Genomic DNA, 19,446 nt, shown 5'->3' on the forward strand with positions numbered 1-19,446 from the left:
CGTCGACGACCGTGCCGGCGAGCGCGTTCACGCCGGTGAGGGTCCCCGTCTTGGCCCGGACCATGCCCGTGCCCGTCGGTGCGTCCGCGTACCGGCTGCGCAGCGTGCCGTTGAACCCCGCGACCGGCAGGCCCGTCAGGGCCGCCCGCAGCTCCGGGCGATCGGGTTCCGCGGCCCGTACGAGCAGCTGGGCGAGGAGCGCCGCCGAGACCTTGTCGTCACGGCTGAGGCCGCTGCCGTCCGCGAAACGCGCACCGGAGAGCGGGAGGCCGAGCTTCCTCAGCCGGGACGTGATGGCCTGTTCCCCACCCTTGAAGCTCGCCGGCTCGCCGTCCGCCAGTGCCGTCTGCCGGGCGAGGGCCTCGGCGATGTCGTTGTCGCTGACCGTGAGCATGCGCTCGACGAGGGCCGACAGCGGCAGCGACCGTACGGCGGCCAGCCGCTCCGCCCGAGCCCCGGCGGTCGTGGAGTGCGGGTCTCCCGAGACGGCGATGCCGCGGTCGCGCAGCCGGTCGGCGAAGGTCCGGGCCGCGGCGGCGGCCGGATCGCCCTCGCGCTCGGCGGGACCGCTGCTGCTGCCGTCCCGGCGGCCCTCGTCGGCCATGAGAGGAGTGACGCGGGCGATGTTCGGGTTGGGGCCGATCGGGTGCAGATCGGGTCCGGTATAGCGCGAGGTGTCGTACGCGACGGTGACCTTCCGCGTGCCGCGGTCCTTCAGTGCGCGGGCGGTCTGAGCCGCCAGGTCCCGCAGACTGGCCGGTTTCGGCCCGGCGCCGTCGGGCGTCCTACGGGCCGTGAGCGTCGGGTCGCCGCCGCCGACCAGCACCACCTCGTCGTCGGCGGCGCCCTGGACGACGGTCGTCTCGATCCGGTGGTCGGGACCGAGGGCGTCGAGCGCGGCCACGGCAGTGGCGATCTTGATGGTCGAGGCGGGGACCACGGCGCGGGCCGCCTCGGCACCGTAGAGCTGCCTGCCGGTCGTGGCGTCCACGACGGCGGCCGAGTGCACCGCGCCGAGGGCGGGGTGCCTCAAGAGCGGTGCGAGGGCGTCGGCGAGGCCGTTCTCGGTGGGCGGGGGCACGGGGTCGGGGGATGCGGCCCGCGTGTCGTTCCCGAGTGCGGGCAGCACGACAGCGGCGCTCGGCGCCGTACCCGCCGCCTTCCCGGACCGCCCGCCGTGGCGTTCGCCGTGATGCTCGCCACCCCCGCGGTCCCACACCGCTGCGAACTCCCGCTCCGCCGTACGCTGGCCGGAGTCCCACGGACCGGCCGCGGTCACCGCACAGAGCGCGATGGCCAGTCCGACCAGGCCGGACAGCACCGGAAGATGCAATTCCGGTCGCGTCCGCCATTGTTCGACCGCCCACCTGAACTGCCACGATCTGGCCTCGGGCACCTCGGACCAGCCCCTTTCGCCACCACACACACGCGTGAGGGACACTTAATCACCCGAACTGTGTGTTGATCATGGAGGAGCCACCCGTGGAGTTCGACGTCACCATCGAGATCCCGAAGGGTTCGCGGAACAAATACGAGGTGGACCACGAGACCGGTCGTATCCGCCTGGACCGTCGACTCTTCACATCCACCAGCTACCCGGCCGACTACGGCTTCGTGGAGAACACCCTCGGCGAGGACGGCGACCCGCTGGACGCGCTGGTCATTCTGGACGAGCCCACTTTCCCCGGCTGCCTCATCAAGTGCCGTGCGATCGGCATGTTCCGGATGACGGACGAGGCCGGTGGTGACGACAAGGTGCTGTGTGTACCGGCCTCCGATCCGCGGGTGGAACACCTGCGGGACATTCACCACGTGTCGGAGTTCGACCGCCTGGAGATCCAGCACTTCTTCGAGGTCTACAAGGACCTGGAGCCCGGCAAGTCGGTCGAGGGCGCGACCTGGGTCGGGCGAACCGAGGCCGAGGTGGAGATCGAGGCCTCCATCAAGCGGCTCGAGGCCCAGGGCGGCGACCACTGATGCACTGAGCGTCGGCGTATTTCGACCTACGGGCGGGCGGCACCCCTCAGGGGATGTGCCGCCCGCCCGTTGCGCGGGGGCGACCTGGCCCCTGGGCGACACCGGTGGCCGTACGGCATCGTGGCCGGGAAAGCACCGGGAAGGGGACCGACAGGACAGTCACGGAGAGGAGGATCGGAAAGACGTGGTCAAGGACGCGACAGGGACACGGAGGAAGGCCGGCGACAACCCGGAGGCGGAGCATCCGGAGGACCGCAAGCCGCAGTCGGACGAGGCACGCAGTGCCTTCCTCCCGCCTTCGGGAGTGCCGCTGCCGGCTCCGCCGGAGGACGAGCACCCGACGTCGGAGTTCGCCGTGCCGAGCGGACTGGTGCCGGAGCCGCCGGCCGAGCCGGAGGGTTCGGCCTTCGCCCCGCCCAGTGGGCAGGCGGCACAGAGCACACAGACCCGGCAGCCGTCCGGCTATCCGGCCTTCACCCCACCGCAGGGCATCCCGGTCGTCCGGCTGACCAAAGAGACCCCTTGGCAGGACCGGATGCGCACGATGCTGCGCATGCCGATCGCCGAGCGGCCGGTCCCGGACCGGGCGCAGAAGCACGAGGACGGGACCGGACCGGCCGTACCGCGCGTGCTCGATCTGACGCTCCGCATCGGCGAGCTGCTGCTCGCGGGCGGCGAGGGCGCGGAGGACGTCGAGGCGGCGATGTTCGGGGTCGCGCACGCCTACGGCCTGGACCGGGTCGAGCCGACCGTCACCTTCACCCTGCTGTCGGTCTCGTATCAGCCGTCGCTGGTCGACGACCCGGTGACGGCCAGCCGGACCGTACGGCGGCGGGTCACCGACTACAACCGGCTGTCGGCGGTCTTCCGGCTGGTCGACGACATCGGCTCGGACGACGTCGAGGTGACGCTGGAGGAGGCGTACCGGCGGCTGGCGGAGATCCGCCGGAACCGTCACCCGTACCCCGGGTGGACCCTCACGCTGGCCGCCGGGGCACTGGCGGGCGCCGCGAGCACCCTCGTCGGCGGCAGCTGGCTGGTCTTCATCGCGGCGGCGATCGGCGCGATGCTGGGCGACCGGCTGGCGTGGCTGGCGTCCGGGCGCGGACTGCCGGAGTTCTACCAGTTCGTGGCCGCTGCGATGCCGCCCGCCGCGGTCGGCGTGGCCTTCAGCCTGGCCCACGCCGATGTGCAGGCGTCAGCAGTGATCACCGGTGGGCTCTTCGCCCTGATCCCGGGACGGGCGCTGGTCGCGGGCGTGCACGATGGGCTGACGGGTTATTACATCACCGCGTCCGCACGTCTGCTGGAGGTCTGCTACCTGATCGTCGGCATCGTCTGCGGCGTGCTGATCGTGCTGTACGGCGGTATGCAGCTGGGCGCGCGGCTGCAGCCGCTGGACGCGCTGGACACCACTCAGCGGCCGGTCCTGCAGATCATGGCGGCGATGCTGCTGACCCTGGCCTTCGCGCTGCTGCTGCAGCAGGAACGTCACACCGTGCTGGTGGTGACGCTGGGCGGTGGGGTCGCCTGGGTGGTCTTCGGAGCGCTGCACTACACGGCGGAGATGGACCCGGTTCCGTCCACGGCGGTGGCGGCGGGCCTGGTTGGCCTCTTCGGTCAGCTGCTGTCGCGGTACCGGTACGCCTCGGCGCTGCCGTACGTCACGGCGGCGATCGGGCCGCTCCTGCCGGGCAGTGCGATGTACTTCGGCCTGCTGGGACTGGCCCAGGGCCGCCTGAACGAGGGGATGTCCTCCCTGACGGAGGCGGCGGCGCTCGCGCTGGCCATCGCCATCGGCGTGAACCTCGGTGGCGAGACCGCCCGGCTCTTCCTCAAGGTGCCGAGCGGGACGGATGGCACGGCCCGCCGGGCCGCGAAGCGCACCCGCGGCTTCTGACGATGCCCTCGCCGGGCGAGCCGGAGCGACGGGGTATGCCGCGTTGCGGCCGCAAGCCGCCGCTCCCGCGGGCGCCGCCACGGAGTTCCGCGTCCCGCCAAGCGGGCGGCACGGCTCCCGCCCCCCAGGCCCCAGGACGGCGGGGCCCGATCGACGTCCCGAGAGGCCGCACCTCCTGGTGCTCAGCGCCCGCGACCGGGCCGGGCTGGCCTGTTATGCCCCGGAACTGGCGCACACCATCGCCAGCGACCGGCCGCCGCTGGCCGGGGTGGCGGACATCCTGGCTCGCCGACCTTCGCGGAACGCCTTGCCCTGGTGGCGGAGGACGCCGCTGGCGCCGCCACCAAGCTGACCGCAGCGGCCGAGGCCGTGGCGGCGGGCGCTACCGGGCTCATCGACCCCGCGCGAGATCTCGGGCCGGGGCGGGCGCGGCGCGGGAGCTGCGGTCCCCGCCCCCCGGGGGAGAGGTCAGCGCTTGGCGTGGCGGCCGCGCGGGCCTGACTCCTGCGCCCCCGGATCGGCGGCCGGCTCCGCGACCTGCTCCTTCTTCGACGCCCCGCGGGCGCGGAGGAACTCGATCACGATCGGCAGGACCGAAAGCAGCACGATCCCGATCAGGATCGACTCGATGTGGGTGCGCACGAAGTCGACCCGGCCGAGCGCCGCACCGAGCAGCGTGACGCCGACCCCCCACAGCACGCCGCCGACGACGTTGAAGACGATGAACGACCGGTAGTTCATCCGGCTCACGCCCGCGATGATCGGCGTGAACGTCCGCACGATCGGTACGAAGCGGGCCAGGACCAGCGACTTCGGGCCGTACTTCTCGAAGAATTCGTGCGCCTTCTCCACGTTCTCCTGCTTGAAGAACTTGGAGTCCGGGCGCTTGAAGAGCGCTGGGCCCACCTTGCGCCCGAAGAGGTAGCCGACCTGGTCCCCGAGGACCGCCGCGATCGCGATCAGCGTGCAGATGAGCCACAACGGGGTGTCCAGCTTGTCCGTGACCACCAGCAGACCGGTGGTGAAGAGCAGCGAGTCGCCCGGCAGGAAGAACCCGATGAGCAGGCCGGATTCGGCGAACACGATCGCCAGGATGCCGATCGGTCCGAAGGTGTTGATGAGGAAATCCGGGTCGAGCCAGCTGGGGCCGAGCGCGAGGGTGGTCACGAGGACAGGCTCCTGGGTCGAGGGCGCAGGCACAAGCGGGGCCCGGGCACAGGTGTGGACTGGTGTGTGGCTGCCCAAAGCTATCAACGCGAGCGGGGGCGCTCCGGTTCCAGTGGCCCGCCGGACGGGAGAGGCCGCCGCCGGGACGTTGCGGCCGGTCGGCTCAACGTCCGCCGCCCCGGGTGCGTCCCTGGTGGCGACACAGGAGTCTTTACGCAGGAGGTGGGTGCGATGGGCATCGAGGAGTTCGGCGGCGGACAGGGGCCCGAGGCCGACGTGCTGGTGGTGACGACCAACGACGTCCCCGGCTACCACGTACAACAGGTGATCGGCGAGGTCTTCGGCCTGACCGTGCGCTCCCGCCACCTCGGCAGCCAGATCGGCGCGGGCCTGAAGTCGATGATCGGCGGCGAGCTGAGGGGGCTGACGAAGACCCTGGTGCAGACCCGTAACCAGGCCATGGAGCGGCTGGTCGAGCAGGCCCGGGCACGCGGTGGGAACGCCGTGCTGATGATGCGCTTCGATGTGACGGAAGCGGCGGACGTGGGCACCGAGGTGTGCGCGTACGGCACGGCCGCGGTGATCGCCCCGCAGGGCTGAGACGGCCCCGGCCCAGGCCACACCGCGGGCGGGCCCCGGCCCTGAGCCGGGGCCCGCGCGGTCAGGCGTTCCGCCGGGCGTTGGCGAGGATCGCGTCCCGCAGATACTCGGCGAGCCCCGGCTTGATCTGCTCGAAGCCGACGGCGAACCGCTCGTCCGTGACGTACATCTCACCGAGCCCGGTGTGGATCTCATAGCTGCAGTCGTAGAAGTTCCGGCTGATCTGCTGCCGGTGTTCCTCGGCGAGGTCCATCGCCTGCTCGGAGTCGGGTGCCACGCCCGCCTCCATGAGGGCGACGAACGCCCTGCTGTTCTCCGCACCCTCCGCCTTGATCCGCAGCCAGTCCTCCTTGGTGTACGAGGCGGTCCGGCGCTGGGATTCGCGGTAGGCGTCGGAGCCGCCCCAGCGCCGCTCGGCCTCCTCCGCGTACTGCTCCGGGTCGTGGTCGCCGAAGACCTCGAACTTCTCCTCCGGCGTGAGATTGATGCCCATCTTCCGTGCCTCCATGGCGTGTTCGACGGCGGCGGCCATCTCCTGCAGCTTGCCGATCCGGGCGGTCAGCAGTTCGTGCTGGCGCCGCAGGTGCTCCTGCGGGTCCGCGTGCGGATCGTCGAGGAGTGCCGCGACCTCGTCGAGCGGGAAGCCGAGCTCCCGGTAGAACAGGATCTGCTGCAGCCGGTCGAGGTCGGCGTCGTCGTACCGCCGGTGGCCTGCGTGGCTGCGCGTGCTCGGCGAGAGCAGCCCGATCTCGTCGTAGTGGTGCAGGGTGCGCACCGTCACGCCGGCGAATCCGGCGACCTGTCCTACTGAGTAGCTCATGCCTTCCCGCTCCTCTGTGTGTCCGCCCTCCACACTGATCCCTCACGCCACGTGAGGTGCAAGCCCAGGCCACCCGACCGAAATGCTCGTATTGTCCATGGCGAAGGGTCGTCGCGACCGAAGGAGGCGACACCATGCCGCTGCACAAGGATGCGAGTTCGGGGAGAGCTGAGCAGAGCGAGCTCGCTCTCAATCCCTTCTACGACGAAGCCGACCCGATCGGCGGTATGGCCACGGCGCCTCCCCGGCACCGGCTGCCCGACCGGCCGATGCCCCCGGAGTCGGCATATCAACTGGTGCACGACGAGCTGATGCTCGACGGGAACTCCCGGCTCAACCTCGCCACCTTCGTCACCACCTGGATGGAGCCGCAGGCGGGCCGGCTGATGGCCGAGTGCCGCGACAAGAACATGATCGACAAGGACGAGTATCCGCGCACCGCCGAACTGGAGCGGCGCTGCGTCTCGATGCTCTCCGAGCTGTGGCATGCGCCGGGGCCGGGTGAGGCGGTGGGCTGCTCCACCACCGGGTCGAGCGAGGCCTGCATGCTCGCCGGCATGGCGCTCAGGCGCCGCTGGGAGCGGAGAAACGCCGACCGCTACCCCGGCGCGAGGCCGAATCTGGTGATGGGCGTCAACGTCCAGGTCTGCTGGGACAAGTTCTGCAACTTCTGGGAGGTCGAGGCCCGCCAAGTCCCCATGGAGGGCGAGCGGTTCCACCTCGATGCCCAGGCTGCGGCCGAGCTGTGCGACGAGAACACCATCGGCGTGGTCACCGTACTCGGCTCGACCTTCGACGGGTCGTACGAGCCGGTGGCGGAGGTGTGCGCGGCCCTGGACGCGCTTCAGGAGCGTACGGGGCTGGATGTGCCGGTACATGTGGACGGCGCGTCAGGAGCGATGGTGGCCCCCTTCCTCGACACGGACCTGGTGTGGGACTTCCGGCTGCCCCGCGTCGCCTCGATCAACACCTCCGGGCACAAGTACGGCCTGGTGTATCCGGGTGTCGGATGGGCGCTGTGGCGTACGGCGGCAGAGCTGCCCGAGGAGCTGGTCTTCCGAGTCAACTACCTGGGCGGCGACATGCCGACATTCGCGCTCAACTTCTCCCGGCCCGGCGCGCAGGTGGCCGCGCAGTACTACACCTTCCTGCGGCTCGGCCGGGACGGCTACCGGGCGGTCCAGCAGCGGTCGCGGGACGTGGCGCGCTCGCTCGCCGAGCGGATCGAGGCGCTCGGCGACTTCCGGCTGCTGACACGGGGCGACGAGCTTCCGGTCTTCGCCTTCGCCACGGAACCGGATATCACGCAATACAACGTCTTCGATGTGTCCCGGCGGCTGCGCGAGCGCGGCTGGCTCGTTCCCGCCTACCGATTCCCGCCTAACCGGGAGGATCTGTCTGTGCTCCGCGTGGTCTGCCGCAACGGCCTCACGGCAGACCTCGCGGAGCTGTTCATCGAGGACCTGCGGCGGCTACTGCCCGAACTGAGGGCACAGCAGAGCCCGCTCAGCACACCCGAGTCCGCCGCCACCGCCTTCCACCACTGACCGCAGCCCGGAGCCCACCGCTGTTCACCCTGCGGCTCGGTCTGCAGGGGGTGGTGATCGTTACCCCCTCGGCGGAGCGGAGGTCAGGCGTCGTCGGCCTCGGCGACGAGCTCGAAGGAGATCTTCCCGTCGAGTGACTCACGGATGATGTCGGCATGACCCGCGTGCCGGGCGATCTCCTCGACCAGGTGGAGCATCAGCCAGCGCATCGACACCCGGCCGCCCGGCGGGAACCACGGCGCCTCGGGGAGCGGGAAGGTGTCGTCCAGGGTGGGCACCGAACGGATGAAGTCCTCCGTCTCCTGCGCGACCTTCTCCCAGAAGGCCAGCATCTGCGCGACGGTCTCCCCCTCGACCAGCCGGAAACTGTCGCCCCAGTTCTCCTCGGTGCGCTCGATCGCGGGCGGCAGCTGCCGGGCCAACCGCACCCAGCCGAGCTCGGTCTCCGCGACATGCTTGAGCAGTCCGGAGAGCGAGAGCTCACTGGCGCTCGGCCTGCTCGCCGCCTGCTCCTCGGTCAGGCCGAGGACGGAGCGGCGGATGGCACCGCGCTGCGCCTCGACGAAGGCCAGCAGCGCTCCGCGCTCGTCGCCGCGGGCTTCCGCGTGAACGTGAGTGACCATGTCGTCCGCCTTCCTGGGGCATCCCCAACCGTGGCTGGGGAGGTGTCTTCCTGCCGTCCTGACACCCACGACGTTACGGACCCTTGCGGTCAGGTTCTGTCCGCAAGGGCGCGCGACGCGACGCGATGGGAGTCCCGGCGAAGACCCCGGAAGCCGGGTACGCCTCAGAAGGGGAAGCCGCTGCGGCCGTGCTGGATGGAGATCCACTTCTGGGTGGTGAACGCCTCCACCGTGGAGTCGCCGTTCAGCCGTCCGACGCCGGAGTGCTTCTCGCCTCCGAAGGGCACGATCGGCTCGTCGTGCACCGTACTGTCGTTGATGTGGATCATGCCGGTGTGGATCCGCTGGGCCACCCGTACACCACGCTCGACATCGGCCGTGTGCACCGCGCCGCTCAGGCCGTACGGAGTGTCATTGGCGATCCGGATCGCCTCCTCCTCCCCGTCGAAGGGCACGACCAGCGCCACCGGCCCGAAGATCTCCTGCGACAGGACGGGCGCATCCGTCGGCAGCCCGGTGAGTACCGACGGCGCCACGAGGCAGCCCTCGACCCGGCCGCGCAGCAGCGCGGTCGCGCCCGCTTCGACCGTCTGGTCGACCAGCGCCGAGACCGACTCCGCCTGCGAGGAGTTGATCAGCGGCCCGATGTGTGTCTCAGGGTCGGCGGGGTCGCCGACCCGCAGAGTCTTGATCTTGGCGACGAACTTCTCCGTGAACTCCTGCTCCACACTCCGGTCCACCAGTACGCGGTTGGCGGCCATGCAGACCTGGCCCTGGTGCACGAACCGGCTGAAGACGGCGGCGTCCACCGCGTAGTCGACGTCGGCGTCGTCCAGCACGATGAGCGCGCTGTTGCCGCCCAGTTCGAGGATCGCGCGCTTGAAGTTGGCGGCGCAGACGGTGGCCACATGGCGGCCGACCTTGTCCGAGCCCGTGAAGGAGATGACCTTGGGCACCGGGTGCTCGATGAGCGCGTCGCCGATCTCCGCGATGTCAGTGATCACCACGTTCAGCAGCCCGGCCGGCAGGCCCGCGTCCTCGAGGACCTTGGCCACCAGGGAGCCGCCGCAGATCGGCGTGTTCTGGTGCGGCTTGAGGACCACAGCGTTGCCGAGCGCCAGCGCCGGGGCGACCGACTTGAGGGACAGCAGGAAGGGGAAGTTGAAGGGGCTGATGATGCCGACGACACCGACCGGGACGCGGTAGAGGCGGTTCTCCTTGCCGTCCACGGGGGAGGGCATGATCCGTCCCTCGGGGCGCAGCGCGAGGTGTATCGCCTCGCGCAGAAACTCCTTGGCCAGGTGCAGCTCGAAGGCGGCCTTCAGTCGGGTGCCGCCCAACTCGGCTATGATCGCCTCGGTGATCTCCTGCTCGCGGTCCTCGATGATCCGCAGGGCACTCTCGAGGACGAGACGGCGGGTATACGGATTGGTCGCCCCCCATGGGACCTGGGCCCGCTCCGCCGCTCTGTAGGCCTGGTCCACCTCGGCCACCGTGGCGACGGTGATCGAGGCGAGCTTCTCCCCGTCGTACGGATTGAAGTCGATGATGTCCCAGGAGCCGCTGCCGGCCTTCCACTCACCGTCGATGTACTGATGGGCCAACTCTGTGAAGTAGGACATGACATCCCTAACTGGAGGTCGAGGCGCTGGTCGGACGCCCCGGGCTGACGCAACTCCTGATGAGATGTCATCGTACTGATGAGTCAAGTCTGTTGAAGCATCCTGATGAGTCAGGTTTGTTGCAGCATCCCGCTCAGCAACTTCCGGCTCTCCTCAGGAGTCAGGCTGTCCCGGCTCAGCCGCTCCATGGCCCTCTCGTAGTGGCTGACCTCGTCCCGCTTGTCCAGGTAGAGGGCCCCGGTCAGCTGCTCGAGGTAGACGACGTCGTGCAGATCGGACTCGGGGAATCGCAGGATCGTGAGGGCACCGCTCTCGCCCGCATGACCGCCGAATTCGAACGGCATGATCTGCAGGGTGACATTGGGCCGCTGGGACATCTCGATGAGGTGCCGCAGCTGGCCGCGCATGACGTCGGCGCCGCCGTACGGGCGGTGCAGCGCGGCCTCGTCGAGGATCAGGTGGAAGTCCGGGCCGCGCTCGGCGACCAGCAGCTTCTGCCGCTCGAGGCGGAGGGCCACGCGCCGGTCCACCTCATGTCCCGGGGCGTCGGGCTGGCCGCGGACCACGACGGCGTGGATGTAGTCCTCGGTCTGCAGCAGGCCGTGCACGAACTGCACCTCATAGGAGCGGATGAGGGAGGCCGCGCCCTCCAGGCCCACATATGTCTGAAACCACCCCGGTAGCACATCGCCGTACGAGTGCCACCACCCGGCGATGTTGGCCTCGCGGGCAAGCCCGAGCAGCGCGGCTCGCTCGGCCTCGTCGGTGACGCCGTAGAGCGTGAGCAGATCCTCGACGTCCCTGGCCTTGAAGCTCACGCGTCCCAGCTCCATGCGGCTGATCTTCGACTCGGATGCACGGATCGAATAACCGGCGGCCTCGCGGGTCACTCCGCGGGATTCGCGGAGCCGCCTGAGCTGAGAACCGAGCAGGATGCGGCGCACCATCGAGCCGCCCGATCCTCCGGCCCCGTCCGTTCCACCCCCAGCCACCGCTGGGAAGTGCCCCCTACCCGGCTGCACTGTGCCCATGTCGCGACTACCCGCCTCTGTCGGTATTGCACTGAGACCTCAACAGCCGAAGTCTGCCATCTCCGAGCTTCGTTGCGTGCCTGTCCGGTTACAGAGACGAGAAGTGGTCGGGTGAGGCTACGAAACCGGCCGTGGGGAGAATTGTGTCCTAACCCCCACCGCCTCACACAAGGCAGGCGCGTGCACGTGCATCTGCCCTTGCATCTGCTCTACGCATTGGGAACCATGGTGCGCGAGCACAAGCACGCCGCCTTGACCGATTCCTCTAGGCCAGGAGTGCCACGCATGGGGACCGAAGGATCGACCATGCTCGAGCCGTTACGGCAGGGCCTCCCTCCCATCGACCCGGCGAGCATGTCGAGTTCTGTTTCCTGTTCACTCGCCCCTCGCTACGAATCGGTCAGAGGCGCCCGACAGTTCACCCAGGCCGCACTCGGACGGTGGGAACTGAGCGAGCATTTCGACACGGTGGGGCTCGTGGTGTCGGAACTGGTCACCAACGCACTGCGCCATGCGCTCCCCGACGGCATCGGAGCGGCGGCCATCCCCTACCCCCCGGTGCGGCTACACCTGATGCACTGGTCCTCCCGCCTCGTCTGTGCCGTACGGGACCCCAGCGAGGAATGTCCGGTTGCCCAGGACGACCCCGCCGACGACCCGGACTTCTCGGCGGAGTCCGGGCGCGGACTGCATCTGGTGGATGCCTTCAGCGACAACTGGGGCTGGCACCCGCTCGCCGGAACCCTGCGGGGCAAGGTTGTCTGGGCCCTCTTTCACCTGCCGCCGACGACGCCGTAGACCTGCGGCTCACTCGGAGACCCGACGCCGTGGGCCCGCGGTTCACTCGGCGATCAGATGGTCGAACTCCCCGTCCTTGACGCCGAGTAGCAGCGCCTCCACCTCGGCCGGGGTGTAGATGAGCGCGGGGCCGTCCGGGAATCGCGAATTGCGCATCGCCACACCACCGTCGGGCAGCCTGGCCAACTCCACACACGCTCCCTGGGAGTTGCTGTGCTTGCTCTTCTGCCAGACCACGCCCTGGAGGGCCGTGGCCGGCATACCGTTCCGGTACGGGTGGTGCACAGCGATCTCCTGGACAGTTGCCTCTACCAACTGCCTCGGATCATAGCTTCGTTCATGTGCGCCTGCATGAGCGGATGCACGTGCACGACGCGTGTCCGACCGGCTACTTGGCGGAGTACGGCAGCAGCGCCATCTCCCGGGCGTTCTTGATGGCGCGGGCGAGTTGCCGCTGCTGCTGAGCGGAGACCCGGGTCACCCGACGGCTGCGGATCTTGCCCCGGTCGGAGATGAACTTCCTGAGCAGATCGGTGTCCTTGTAGTCGATGTAGCTGATACCGGCGACGTCCAACGGGTTGGGCCGGGGCTTGGAACTCCTCCGGCCATCATGGCGGCGGGCCATCGTAGGGACCTTTCTGGTGCGGGAACCGCGTCTTACGAAACGGGGTCGAGGAGGGAGTCGAACGCGGGCGGCAGCTGCTGCCACGCCTCTCGCCCGCCCTCGTACTCGGCGTCGGTGAGGAGGCAGGACTCAAGGAGTTCGAGCAGCCCTTCGCGATCGAGGGCCGGTGAAGTGAAGACGAGGTGCTGAGCGCGGTCGCCGTGCTCGGGGTCCCAGTCCATCGCGGCGGCGGCCCGTCGCATCGGTGGCACCATCTCCCAGGCGGCGTCCGGCAACGACGCCAGCCAGGGGCCGGCGTTCTCCACGCACAGCGCACCGCCTGCCGCGTCCCAGGAGAGCAGCGTGTCCGGCCGGTCCGCGAGCCAGAATCGACCGCGGCTGCGTGCCGCGGCGCAGGTCAGGTCCTCCAGCGCCGCATACAGCCGCTCCGGGTGGAACGGCCGGGTACGGTGCCAGACCACCGTGGTCACGCCGTGCTCCTCGGCCTCCTGCGGCAGCAGTGCGCACGCCGGGTGCTGCCTCGCGGCCGCGGCCTCCAGGTCGAAGCCGGCGAAGGCGGCGGCCGCCAGCTCGCCGGAGTCCACGGACACCTGACGGGCAGTGGGATGCAGCTGGCGGAGGAGAGCGAGGTCGCTCGGCTCCGGCTGTTCGTCGCCCTCAGCGGCCGCGATTGCCAGTGCCGACGGGTACTCCAACTGCCGCGCCCAGGTGTCGGCGACCGTGCGCCGGTCGCTCGCCGCGGCGGCGAGGCCGACCTCGGCGAGGTCGTCGCCACAGCTCAGATACGGCACCAGGAGCTCCGGGGCGACGGCCGTCAGCACGCCGGTCAGCTCCAACGCGTCATCGCTCAGGGCGGCCACCACCTCGGCCATGGCCTTGGGCTCGACCGAGTCCCACAGCTCGACGACGGCCAGCCGGCACAGCCCACTGCCGGCGAGCCGTTCCAACTCGGGGACCAGGTCCTCGCGCAGGGCGCAGCAGGCGCAGTCGTTCACCAGCGGAGCCTCGCCGGTTTCGAGGAGGCCGCTGCTGTCGCGGACCGTCCGCCGGACGGTTCCCTCGGTGGCCGTCGCCAGGTCGTGGTGGAGCGCCACGCTGCCGGGCACGGCGGCCAGCAGCCGGTCGACGGCAGTCCGGCGGGCGTCGGAGTGCAGTCCGCCGATCAGCACCACGGGGAGCCGGTCGCGGTCGCCTCGGGCCTCCATGCGGTCGCCTCGTTCCGCCATCAGCCGGCCTCGCGCTTGCCGTAGCGGCGCTCGAACTGCTCGACGCGCCCGGCGGTGTCCAGAACGCGGGCCCGTCCCGTGTAGAAGGGGTGACTCGCCGAGGAGATCTCGACGTCGATCACGGGGTAGGTGTTGCCGTCCTCCCAGTCGATGGTCTTCTCACTGGTCGCGGTCGACCGGGTCAGAAAGGCGAAGTCCGACGCGATGTCGCGGAAGACGACGGGGTGGTACGGGGGGTGGATTCCGGCCTTCATCTTCTTGTCCCTCTCCTCTTCTCTCTCCTCCTCCGGCGGATCAGCGCTCTTCGCGGAACATCACGTGGCGGCGGGCCACCGGGTCGTACTTGCGCAACTGCAGCCGGTCGGGGTGGCTGCGGCGGTTCTTGCGGGTCACGTACGTGTAGCCGGTGCCGGCCGTGGAGCGGAGCTTGATCACCGGGCGTATTTCGTTGCGGGCCATGGGGAGTACTATACAGAAATGGTTCCCATTTTCATTAGGAGGGGTTGAACCTTGTCCGCCCACTGCCAGCTGACGGGTCGCAAACCGGGCTTCGGCCACCGCGTCTCCCATTCACACCGCCGCACCAAGCGGCGCTTCGACCCCAACATCCAGACCAAGCGCTACTGGCTGCCCAGTGAACGCCGCTACGTCCGGCTCACTCTGAGCGCCAAGGGCATCAAGACGGTGGACACGCTGGGCATCGAGAAGGCCGTGGCCCGGATCCGGGCCCGAGGGGGGAGTATCTGATGGCGAAGAAGAGCAAGGTCGCGAAGAACGAGCAGCGGCGCCTGGTCGTCGCCCGCTACGCCGCCCGCCGCGCCGCGCTGAAGGCCGTCATCCGCGACCCGCGGACGCCGGAGGACGAGCGCATCGCCGCGCAGCGGGAGTTGCGCCGCCAGCCGCGCGACGCCAGCGCGACGCGGGTGCGCAACCGCGACTCCGTCGACGGCCGCCCGCGCGGCTACTTCCGTGCGTTCGGCCTCTCCCGGGTCCGGCTCCGCGAACAGGCCCACGCCGGATACCTCCCGGGGGTGACCAAGTCGAGCTGGTAGCTCGACTTGACCCGATCTGCCGCCGGAGGTCTCGGTGGCGGATCCGGCGCCGTCCCGCGGGGCGTTGGGGACGGGGCACTTGAGACCGGCAGCGGCCAAGGCGGTCGTCCTGAGCACCGCATTGGACAACGCAGCGGGGACTGGCCCCCGTGACGTGCAGAGCGTCACGGGGGCGTTCCGCCCGGAGGTGCGTGCGCATACAGCGTCGTCCGGGGATCGCGCACGCAGGGCACGGGTCCGCGGCATACGATCAATCACCGTGACGCACACCGGAGTTCCCGTAAGGCCCTACGCCGCCCGCCCCTGCACGGTTGTCGTCTGCCGGGGATGCTGCTGCGGCAATCCGCGCAAGTACCCCGGTGTGGACCACGCGTGGCAGGTGGACCGGCTCGAGGCGGCGGCCGCGGCATCCGACGGACGGCTGGCGGTGCGGATGACCGACTGCCTCGGCCCGTGCGACCACGCCAACGTGGTCGTCGTCCAGCCGTCCGCCGAGGGACGGCGCAACGGCGGCCGCGCCACCTGGGTCGGCTGGGCCATGGACGACGACTGCACCAACGACGTGCTGGCGTGGGCGGCGGCGGGCGGCCCGGGTCTGGCCGATCCGCCGGCCACGCGCGCGCTGCAGTTCGTCCAGCCCCCGTCCCCGCGGGGTCGCCGCTGACGCCCACCGCCCTTGCCGCATCCGCAGAGGGTCCGCGTCCTGGGCCCGGGCACCTCCGACACCCGCCTCATCGCGGCCGGCCGCCGCAAGGCCGTCAGCCGCACGGCGGGCTGGATCTCCCCGGTCGTCGTGCACCGGGGAAGGGTGGCCGGCGTGTGGGATTTCGCGAACGACGACACGGTCGACGTCCAGCTCTTCGAGGAGAGCGGCGAGATCCCGAGGGACGCGCTGGAGAAGGAGGCGGCGCATCTGGCAGCGTGCACAGGACGGGCTCGGGCGCTGTCCGTGCGGACCATCTGATGGCTGCGGCAGACGTAGGGGTCCCGCTCGCGCGGTTGGGGAACGCGCCGGCCTGAGCGACGATCAGCGATCACCCGGCCGAGACCACGGGACGGGGTCGCCCGCCGCGCCTCCTCCGCTGAATAAGCCGCGGCCTTTACGGCCGTGGGCGTCAGCGTCGGCCGTCAGTTCCGGCCGGCTGTGCCCCATCGCGGGTCCCGCCCGGTCGCGGCCAGCAGGGCCTCGAAGGCGGACGCGCCTTCCGGCACCGGGAAGGGCTCGCCGAAGACCTTCATCCGGCGGGCCGTCGGCGCCATGTCGTCCAGGAACGCGCCCACTGCGCCCATGCTCGCCGCGTCGGGCGTGAAGTCCTGACCCGTCGCGCGCGCGAGGTCCCAGGCGTGCACGGTCAGGTCGAGCAGGACCATCCTCCCCACGGTCCGAGCGGGGAGGTTCCTGGTCCCGGTCATCCCCTCGTCGGCACCCGGTGCGGCCCATGCCTCGGCAAGCCTTGCGGCCTCATCCGCGAACCGGCCGCGCCAGTCCCCGCTGAGGTAGTCGGGCGTGGTCGTGAAGTCCGCTTCCTTCTTGGCGGCCAGCGACTGGAATCCGATGACCACGTGAGTGAGGTGGTTGAGCAGATCGTGCACGGTGTACTCCGCGCACGGCGTGGGGTCTTTGAGCTGCGCGTCACGTACGCCGCGCACGACGGGCACCGCTCGTGCAGCCGCCGCGTCGAGCAGTTCGCTGATCTTGGTCGTCATGGATGCGACGGTACGAGTGACGGAAGGCGGCGTCTTGAAGAAACGCGACGTAGCATCGCCGCCATGGCAGGCCCGCGTCGCGACACCCGAGGCATCGTGGACGCCCCGGAGCTCTTCGCCCGCGTCCACTTCCGCCGCCGCGCACCCGCCGAGCCGCTGCGGCCGTATCTGGAGCACTACTGGCTCATCGACTGGGACCTGGCCGAGCAGTACACCTCGCACGTGGTGCCGCATCCCTCGGTGAACGTCGTCTTCCAGCGCTACGGCGAACGCCCCGGCTTCGGCGAGGTCGCGGGCATCGGGCTCGGGCTGTTCACCCAGCAGCTCGAAGGAACCGGGCGGGTGTGCGGGGTGCAGTTCCGCCCCGGTGGCTTCCGGCCGTTCGCGCCGGACCGGCCCGTGTCGGAGTGGACCGGGCAGCGGCTGCCGCTCGCCGACGTCTTCCCGGTCACCGCCGCCGAAGCCCCCAACGCCGTCCTCGACCCTGCTGAGGAGGACGCCCGCGTCGCCGCCCTCGACGCCTTCCTCCTCGCCCTCGGCCCCGTAGCGGACCCGCAGGCCGACCTCGCCATGGCGCTCGTCCACCGCATCCGTACCGACCGTACGATCCGGCGGGTCGCCGACTTCGCCCGCGCCGAGGGTTTGTCGGTACGGGCGCTGCAGCGCCTCTTCGCCGTGTACGTGGGCGTCAGTCCCAAGTGGTGCATCCTGCGCTACCGCATCCACGAGGCACTGGAGCGCGCCACCACGGAGGCGGACCTGGACTGGGCGCGCCTCGCGTCCGAACTCGGGTACAGCGATCAGGCGCATCTCGTCCGCGACTTCACCGCCACGGTCGGCGTGCCGCCAACGGCATACGCGCGCTGAGCCCCGGCGACGCGCGGGGTCGATGTCGTACCCCGGTGCGAGACTCCCCTCATGCGCTGCGCGGTGGCCGGGATCGAGGACGGCGGCGCCCGGATCGTGCCGCTCGACGACGAGGGGCGGCCGGGCGGGCCGGTCGTCGAGGTGCCCTCGGACGGTCTCGCCGAGGCCGTGCGCGCCCGGCCGGACGTCGACCGGTGGGTGTGGCGGTCCACCGCCGACGTCTACCCGCGACTGCTCGCCTCGGGTGTGCGCGTCGAGCGGTGCTACGACGTGGAGGCGGCGGAGGCGCTGCTGACCGGCCATGAGGGCCACTGGGGCGAGCCGCGTTCCCTCGCCGCGGCCTGGGCCCGGCTCCACGGCCTGCTCGTCCCCACCGACCCTCCCGTACGGGCCGCGCAGCCACAGCCGTCGCTCTTCGAGCCCGGCCCGGTGCCGCTGCCGCACGGCACGGATCCGCTGACCGCCCTGCTGGAGGTGTACGCCGATCAGCAGCGAAGACACCGGGCGGCCGAGCACCCGGACCGGATGCGGCTGCTGACCGCGGCCGAGTCGGCGGGCACGCTCGTGGCCGCCGAGATGACGAGGGCCGGGATCCCCTGGCGGGCGGATGTGCACCGGGCGCTGCTGGACGAGCTGCTCGGCGAGCGCTATCCGGGCGTCCAGGAGCCGCAGCGGCTGGCGGAGCTGGCCGACGAGGTGTCCCGGGCATTCGGCGGGGTCCGGGTGCGGCCCGATCTGCCCGCCGACATCATCAAGGCCTTCGCCCGCGTGGGCATCGCCCTCACCTCCACCCGCGCCTGGGAGTTGCAGGCGGTCGACCACCCCGCCGTACCGCACCTGCTCGCGTACAAGAAGCTGTACCGCCTGCACACCGCACACGGCTGGGCGTGGCTCACGTCCTGGGTGCGGGACGGCCGGTTCCGGCCCGAGTACCTGCCCGGCGGCACGGTCTCCGGACGCTGGACCACCAACGGTGGCGGGGCGCTCCAGATCCCCAAGGTCGTACGCCGCGCGGTGGTCGCCGACCCCGGCTGGCGGCTGGTCGTGGCCGACGCCGACCAGATGGAGCCACGGGTTCTCGCCGCGGTCTCCCGTGACCCGGGCCTGATGGACGTGGCGAGCCACCCCGGGGACCTGTACGCCGCACTGTCCGACCGGGCCTTCGCAGGGGACCGCGACCAGGCCAAACTGGCCCTGCTCAGCGCGGTGTACGGGCAGACCTCCGGCGACGCCCTGCAGTTCCTCGCCGCGCTGCGCCGCCGTTTCCCGGCAGCCGTCGCCTACGTGGACGACGCCGCCCGCGCGGGCGAGGAGGGCCGGCTCGTCCGCACCTGGCTCGGCCGGACCTGCCCGCCGGCCGCCGCGGCCGCGGAACCGGACGAGGCGGGACTGCCGCAGGAGGAGCAGGTGCAGGAGGGGAAGGCGCAGGCGGCAGGAAGCGCGGAGCCGGGATACGGGTACGCCTCCCGCGACGCACGCGCCCGCGGCCGCTTCACCCGCAACTTCGTCGTCCAGGGCAGCGCAGCCGACTGGGCCCTGCTGATGCTGGCCGCGCTGCGCCAGTCCCTGGCCGGACTCCGCGCCGAACTGGTCTTCTTCCAGCATGACGAGGTGATCGTGCACTGCCCGGAGGAGGAAGCCGAGGCGGTGGCCGACGCCGTACGGTCCGCAGGCGGGCGCGCGGGGCGGATCGCCTTCGGCGATACGCCCGTGCGATTTCCCTTCACCACGGCAGTGGTGAAGTGCTACGCCGACGCGAAGTAGCGTCCAGGGGTGTGGGCATTCGTTCCGCTGGTGCGGAACGGGTGGGCACACCCCGACCACCGGGCCGCGGTCTGCGACGATGCGCCAACCCCCACCGGGCGGTTCCGTTTCGTACGCGGC

General features: G+C 70.7%; 23 protein-coding genes. 11 read left to right on the forward strand and 12 right to left on the reverse strand.

Annotation, left to right across the window (positions count from 1 at the left end; genetic code table 11):
* The coding region (dacB, locus tag ACTWQI_RS29365; protein ID WP_443275072.1) for a D-alanyl-D-alanine carboxypeptidase/D-alanyl-D-alanine endopeptidase at window positions 1–1,321 on the reverse strand (1,321 nt) is incomplete at its 3' end.
* A gap of 161 nt (window positions 1,322–1,482) precedes the next feature.
* Between dacB and ACTWQI_RS29370 the strand changes: the two genes are divergently transcribed.
* Window positions 1,483–1,977: an inorganic diphosphatase gene (locus tag ACTWQI_RS29370; RefSeq protein ID WP_443275074.1), complete on the forward strand. Its 495-nt coding sequence runs from the start codon at window positions 1,483–1,485 to the stop codon at window positions 1,975–1,977.
* Between the two features lie 184 nt (window positions 1,978–2,161).
* Entirely contained in the window at window positions 2,162–3,877 is a 1,716-nt protein-coding gene (locus ACTWQI_RS29375; protein WP_443275076.1) for a threonine/serine exporter family protein, read from the forward strand.
* Window positions 3,878–4,345: 468 nt separating this feature from the next.
* On the opposite strand, the gene ACTWQI_RS29380 is transcribed toward ACTWQI_RS29375, so the two are convergent.
* A complete protein-coding gene (locus ACTWQI_RS29380) occupies window positions 4,346–5,044 on the reverse strand; it encodes a DedA family protein (RefSeq protein ID WP_443275078.1) in 699 nt (232 codons plus the stop codon).
* A 231-nt stretch (window positions 5,045–5,275) separates the two neighbouring features.
* Here ACTWQI_RS29380 and ACTWQI_RS29385 point away from each other — a divergent pair, with 231 nt between their 5' ends.
* A complete protein-coding gene (locus ACTWQI_RS29385) occupies window positions 5,276–5,644 on the forward strand; it encodes a YbjQ family protein (RefSeq protein WP_443275080.1) in 369 nt (122 codons plus the stop codon).
* Window positions 5,645–5,705: 61 nt separating this feature from the next.
* On the opposite strand, the gene ACTWQI_RS29390 is transcribed toward ACTWQI_RS29385, so the two are convergent.
* Complete coding sequence (locus tag ACTWQI_RS29390; protein ID WP_443275081.1) at window positions 5,706–6,464, reverse strand: MerR family transcriptional regulator; 759 nt, start codon at window positions 6,462–6,464, stop codon at window positions 5,706–5,708.
* 134 nt (window positions 6,465–6,598) lie between these two features.
* On the opposite strand from ACTWQI_RS29390, the gene ACTWQI_RS29395 reads away from it, so the two are divergent.
* Complete coding sequence (locus ACTWQI_RS29395) at window positions 6,599–8,011, forward strand: glutamate decarboxylase (protein WP_443275083.1); 1,413 nt, start codon at window positions 6,599–6,601, stop codon at window positions 8,009–8,011.
* Window positions 8,012–8,094: 83 nt separating this feature from the next.
* On the opposite strand, the gene ACTWQI_RS29400 is transcribed toward ACTWQI_RS29395, so the two are convergent.
* The 3 genes from ACTWQI_RS29400 to ACTWQI_RS29410 form a co-directional block, all read right to left on the reverse strand.
* Entirely contained in the window at window positions 8,095–8,634 is a 540-nt protein-coding gene (locus ACTWQI_RS29400) for a DinB family protein (RefSeq protein WP_443275085.1), read from the reverse strand.
* 164 nt (window positions 8,635–8,798) lie between these two features.
* Window positions 8,799–10,256 carry an aldehyde dehydrogenase family protein gene (locus ACTWQI_RS29405; protein WP_443275087.1) on the reverse strand — a complete coding sequence of 486 codons (1,458 nt, stop codon included), beginning with the start codon at window positions 10,254–10,256 and terminating at the stop codon, window positions 8,799–8,801.
* Between the two features lie 110 nt (window positions 10,257–10,366).
* Window positions 10,367–11,203, reverse strand: a complete 837-nt coding sequence (locus ACTWQI_RS29410) for a helix-turn-helix domain-containing protein (protein WP_443275089.1) — start codon at window positions 11,201–11,203, stop codon at window positions 10,367–10,369.
* Window positions 11,204–11,572: 369 nt separating this feature from the next.
* Here ACTWQI_RS29410 and ACTWQI_RS29415 point away from each other — a divergent pair, with 369 nt between their 5' ends.
* Window positions 11,573–12,085 carry an ATP-binding protein gene (locus ACTWQI_RS29415; RefSeq protein WP_443275090.1) on the forward strand — a complete coding sequence of 171 codons (513 nt, stop codon included), beginning with the start codon at window positions 11,573–11,575 and terminating at the stop codon, window positions 12,083–12,085.
* A gap of 42 nt (window positions 12,086–12,127) precedes the next feature.
* Here ACTWQI_RS29415 and ACTWQI_RS29420 read toward each other — a convergent pair whose 3' ends face one another.
* From ACTWQI_RS29420 to rpmG, 5 genes are all read right to left on the reverse strand, one after another.
* Entirely contained in the window at window positions 12,128–12,370 is a 243-nt protein-coding gene (locus ACTWQI_RS29420) for a DUF397 domain-containing protein (protein ID WP_443275112.1), read from the reverse strand.
* Between the two features lie 103 nt (window positions 12,371–12,473).
* The gene (rpsR, locus tag ACTWQI_RS29425) at window positions 12,474–12,710 is read right to left on the reverse strand and encodes a 30S ribosomal protein S18 (protein WP_443275092.1); all 237 of its coding nucleotides are present in this window, start codon (window positions 12,708–12,710) and stop codon (window positions 12,474–12,476) included.
* 32 nt (window positions 12,711–12,742) lie between these two features.
* Window positions 12,743–13,915: a GTP-binding protein gene (locus ACTWQI_RS29430; protein ID WP_443275093.1), complete on the reverse strand. Its 1,173-nt coding sequence runs from the start codon at window positions 13,913–13,915 to the stop codon at window positions 12,743–12,745.
* A 20-nt stretch (window positions 13,916–13,935) separates the two neighbouring features.
* Window positions 13,936–14,190 (reverse strand): type B 50S ribosomal protein L31, encoded by a 255-nt coding sequence (locus tag ACTWQI_RS29435; RefSeq protein WP_443275095.1) that lies wholly within the window; start codon window positions 14,188–14,190, stop codon window positions 13,936–13,938.
* 40 nt (window positions 14,191–14,230) lie between these two features.
* Window positions 14,231–14,395: a 50S ribosomal protein L33 gene (rpmG, locus tag ACTWQI_RS29440; RefSeq protein ID WP_443275097.1), complete on the reverse strand. Its 165-nt coding sequence runs from the start codon at window positions 14,393–14,395 to the stop codon at window positions 14,231–14,233.
* A gap of 51 nt (window positions 14,396–14,446) precedes the next feature.
* On the opposite strand from rpmG, the gene rpmB reads away from it, so the two are divergent.
* From rpmB to ACTWQI_RS29460, 4 genes are all read left to right on the forward strand, one after another.
* Window positions 14,447–14,683, forward strand: coding sequence for a 50S ribosomal protein L28 (gene rpmB, locus ACTWQI_RS29445; RefSeq protein WP_443275099.1), 237 nt, complete (start codon window positions 14,447–14,449; stop codon window positions 14,681–14,683).
* Complete coding sequence (rpsN, locus tag ACTWQI_RS29450; RefSeq protein WP_443275101.1) at window positions 14,683–14,988, forward strand: 30S ribosomal protein S14; 306 nt, start codon at window positions 14,683–14,685, stop codon at window positions 14,986–14,988. Before rpmB ends, rpsN begins: the two co-directional genes overlap by 1 nt.
* Before the next feature lie 259 nt (window positions 14,989–15,247).
* Entirely contained in the window at window positions 15,248–15,652 is a 405-nt protein-coding gene (locus ACTWQI_RS29455) for a (2Fe-2S) ferredoxin domain-containing protein (protein WP_443275103.1), read from the forward strand.
* Window positions 15,653–15,664: 12 nt separating this feature from the next.
* A complete protein-coding gene (locus ACTWQI_RS29460; protein WP_443275104.1) occupies window positions 15,665–15,952 on the forward strand; it encodes a DNA glycosylase AlkZ-like family protein in 288 nt (95 codons plus the stop codon).
* 164 nt (window positions 15,953–16,116) lie between these two features.
* Here ACTWQI_RS29460 and ACTWQI_RS29465 read toward each other — a convergent pair whose 3' ends face one another.
* On the reverse strand, window positions 16,117–16,695 hold the full coding sequence (locus tag ACTWQI_RS29465) for a TIGR03086 family metal-binding protein (RefSeq protein ID WP_443275106.1): 579 nt from the start codon (window positions 16,693–16,695) through the stop codon (window positions 16,117–16,119).
* A 63-nt stretch (window positions 16,696–16,758) separates the two neighbouring features.
* Between ACTWQI_RS29465 and ACTWQI_RS29470 the strand changes: the two genes are divergently transcribed.
* Together ACTWQI_RS29470 and ACTWQI_RS29475 are read left to right on the forward strand one after the other, a co-directional pair.
* Window positions 16,759–17,562, forward strand: a complete 804-nt coding sequence (locus ACTWQI_RS29470; protein ID WP_443275108.1) for an AraC family transcriptional regulator — start codon at window positions 16,759–16,761, stop codon at window positions 17,560–17,562.
* 51 nt (window positions 17,563–17,613) lie between these two features.
* Window positions 17,614–19,326, forward strand: coding sequence for a bifunctional 3'-5' exonuclease/DNA polymerase (locus ACTWQI_RS29475; RefSeq protein WP_443275110.1), 1,713 nt, complete (start codon window positions 17,614–17,616; stop codon window positions 19,324–19,326).
* Window positions 19,327–19,446 lie beyond the last annotated feature (120 nt).

Origin of the sequence: Streptomyces sp. KR80 (genome assembly GCF_052245555.1) — a bacterium.
Lineage (GTDB): Bacteria > Actinomycetota > Actinomycetes > Streptomycetales > Streptomycetaceae > Streptomyces.

Coding starts and splice junctions, on each gene's coding strand:
- ACTWQI_RS29385 (WP_443275080.1), top strand. CDS start 5,276: ATGGGCATCGAGGAGTTCGGCGGCGGACAGGGGCCCGAGGCCGACGTG.
- ACTWQI_RS29390 (WP_443275081.1), bottom strand. CDS start 6,464: ATGAGCTACTCAGTAGGACAGGTCGCCGGATTCGCCGGCGTGACGGTG.
- ACTWQI_RS29395 (WP_443275083.1), top strand. CDS start 6,599: ATGCCGCTGCACAAGGATGCGAGTTCGGGGAGAGCTGAGCAGAGCGAG.
- ACTWQI_RS29400 (WP_443275085.1), bottom strand. CDS start 8,634: ATGGTCACTCACGTTCACGCGGAAGCCCGCGGCGACGAGCGCGGAGCG.
- ACTWQI_RS29405 (WP_443275087.1), bottom strand. CDS start 10,256: ATGTCCTACTTCACAGAGTTGGCCCATCAGTACATCGACGGTGAGTGG.
- ACTWQI_RS29410 (WP_443275089.1), bottom strand. CDS start 11,203: ATGGTGCGCCGCATCCTGCTCGGTTCTCAGCTCAGGCGGCTCCGCGAA.
- ACTWQI_RS29415 (WP_443275090.1), top strand. CDS start 11,573: ATGGGGACCGAAGGATCGACCATGCTCGAGCCGTTACGGCAGGGCCTC.
- rpsR (WP_443275092.1), bottom strand. CDS start 12,710: ATGGCCCGCCGCCATGATGGCCGGAGGAGTTCCAAGCCCCGGCCCAAC.
- ACTWQI_RS29430 (WP_443275093.1), bottom strand. CDS start 13,915: ATGGAGGCCCGAGGCGACCGCGACCGGCTCCCCGTGGTGCTGATCGGC.
- ACTWQI_RS29435 (WP_443275095.1), bottom strand. CDS start 14,190: ATGAAGGCCGGAATCCACCCCCCGTACCACCCCGTCGTCTTCCGCGAC.
- rpmG (WP_443275097.1), bottom strand. CDS start 14,395: ATGGCCCGCAACGAAATACGCCCGGTGATCAAGCTCCGCTCCACGGCC.
- rpsN (WP_443275101.1), top strand. CDS start 14,683: ATGGCGAAGAAGAGCAAGGTCGCGAAGAACGAGCAGCGGCGCCTGGTC.
- ACTWQI_RS29465 (WP_443275106.1), bottom strand. CDS start 16,695: ATGACGACCAAGATCAGCGAACTGCTCGACGCGGCGGCTGCACGAGCG.
- ACTWQI_RS29470 (WP_443275108.1), top strand. CDS start 16,759: ATGGCAGGCCCGCGTCGCGACACCCGAGGCATCGTGGACGCCCCGGAG.
- ACTWQI_RS29475 (WP_443275110.1), top strand. CDS start 17,614: ATGCGCTGCGCGGTGGCCGGGATCGAGGACGGCGGCGCCCGGATCGTG.